Origin of the sequence: Sporosarcina sp. OR05 (assembly GCF_041414805.1) — a bacterium.
GTDB classification, from domain to species: domain Bacteria; phylum Bacillota; class Bacilli; order Bacillales_A; family Planococcaceae; genus Sporosarcina; species Sporosarcina saromensis.
In genome coordinates, this window is record NZ_JANKJL010000028.1 from 1 (window position 1) to 1,737 (window position 1,737).

Here is a 1,737-nt window from a genome sequence, read left to right on the forward strand (position 1 = left end):
ACTTTCTCCAATCGCAGCATATTCCTTCCAAACTCAGCATACTTCGCTCAAAAGCCGCATAACCTCACAAAAAATAGAAATCTCCAAGCACAATACAAATCCCCCCAACAACCCCTTTGAATTGTCAAAACCCATTTGGCGCGATTTTAATAGAACTAAGACAAAGAAATCCCCACGAGAAAATGAAGCGAAGAATTACAAGTATAAAAGAAGTTCAGATTTTCGAAACGCGGCATACTTTCTCCAAACGCGGCATATTCCCTTCAAACGCCGCATATTCCCTCCAAACACGGCATAACCCCGCCAAACGCCGCATATTCCCACCAAACACAGCATACTTCGCCCAATCGCGGCATATTCACAGCATATTCCATAAACATAAAAAGACCTGCACCTATTCTTACAGATGCAGATCCTCTCGAACGAACTTACTATAACTCAACCACGAACTCCGAATGCTAAGATTAAACTGACTCGTTATCAACACGATTAAAATCTATTCAACCGGCATACAAACTTCTTCTGTTTCTCCTTCTAACTGCTGGACAAAGCCAATCTCCCTAGATTGTTTTCTCTCATTCTTCTGTTGATACATCCACTGATCCGCTTCTGTAAAAAGTTTTGTCATCTTTCCAATGGAATGAATCGAGTAAGAATACCCAATCGATAAATGGATTTTAGTTTGATCAGAATTCTGGTTGTTCATATGTATTTCCTCAGTTATTGTTTGGACGAGTTGTTTAACTTCTTCTTTCGTTTGATTCTCCACAAGCAAAACAAACTCATCTCCACCGATGCGCGCAACGATTATCTTTTCGGAAGAAAAACGATTTAACAGTTCCCCTGTCGCTTGCAGCAAAGCATCGCCCTGTTTATGGCCAAAATGATCATTCGCATATTTCAGTTCATCTAAGTCACATAAAATGATGGCAACCGGCGTATCTTCTTTTTCATCAAGCCGCGTAAGCGCAATCTCAAAGTATTCACGGTTATATAGACTCGTCAAATAGTCATGGTATAACCGATACTTCAAATTCTTTTGCAGTTCAATCTTTTCATCGATATTGCGAATGATTCCTTGCATGGCGACAATCCGTCCATTCTCATAAATCGGTGTCGCATACTCCTCAAAATATCTATACGTGCCATCACTGTCGCGCCACCGTTGAATAATACCCTTACTGAAATCCAGTTCACCTTTCACTTTCTTAATTAGCAATTCATAATCATCCGGATGGATGTAATCAAAAGGCAATTGCGGGTCTGCAAATGAACGCTCTATAGTACCTTTACCTATCCACTGCTCTGCCGAAGGACTGATATATTGAAACTTCAGTTCGGGATAAATCTCACAATAATAAATAAAGTCTTTCGAGTTTTCTACGATATGTACAAATCGACTTTTTTCTTCTAAAAGAGCAACCTTCTCCTGCTCCCATCTTCTCTGCACAAAAGTAAACAAAACAATTGCTATAAACAAAGCACTCATAAAGCCATAAGCGTATTGTCCATTCATCAAATCTACCTTCTATCTGTAAGTTATGGAATAAAAGGTCGTCATCCTACCAACTCCCCCCATCCTCTATACCACGTTACGATGAAAAGTAATCATATATTCCTAGAACAAAGGATGTGTTTTTTCATAAGCAGCAAGTTAATTCGTCAATAAACAGTGATTATTTAAATAGTATTTCTAATTATATAGTCAAAAAGAACTTATTGCAACATAGAACATTT

The 1,737-nt window shown here is 38.6% G+C and carries 2 protein-coding genes; one reads left to right on the forward strand and one right to left on the reverse strand.

Features of this window, described 5'->3' with window-relative positions; translation table 11 throughout:
* A partial coding sequence (locus NRI27_RS17870) for a hypothetical protein (protein ID WP_371391896.1) occupies window positions 1-298 on the forward strand: 298 nt, incomplete at its 5' end.
* 198 nt (window positions 299-496) lie between these two features.
* On the opposite strand, the gene NRI27_RS17875 is transcribed toward NRI27_RS17870, so the two are convergent.
* Window positions 497-1,516 (reverse strand): sensor domain-containing diguanylate cyclase, encoded by a 1,020-nt coding sequence (locus tag NRI27_RS17875; RefSeq protein WP_371391897.1) that lies wholly within the window; start codon window positions 1,514-1,516, stop codon window positions 497-499.
* Window positions 1,517-1,737 lie beyond the last annotated feature (221 nt).

Excerpts from the sequence above, each read along its gene's own strand:
- NRI27_RS17875 (WP_371391897.1), bottom strand. The coding sequence starts at position 1,516 with ATGAATGGACAATACGCTTATGGCTTTATGAGTGCTTTGTTTATAGCA.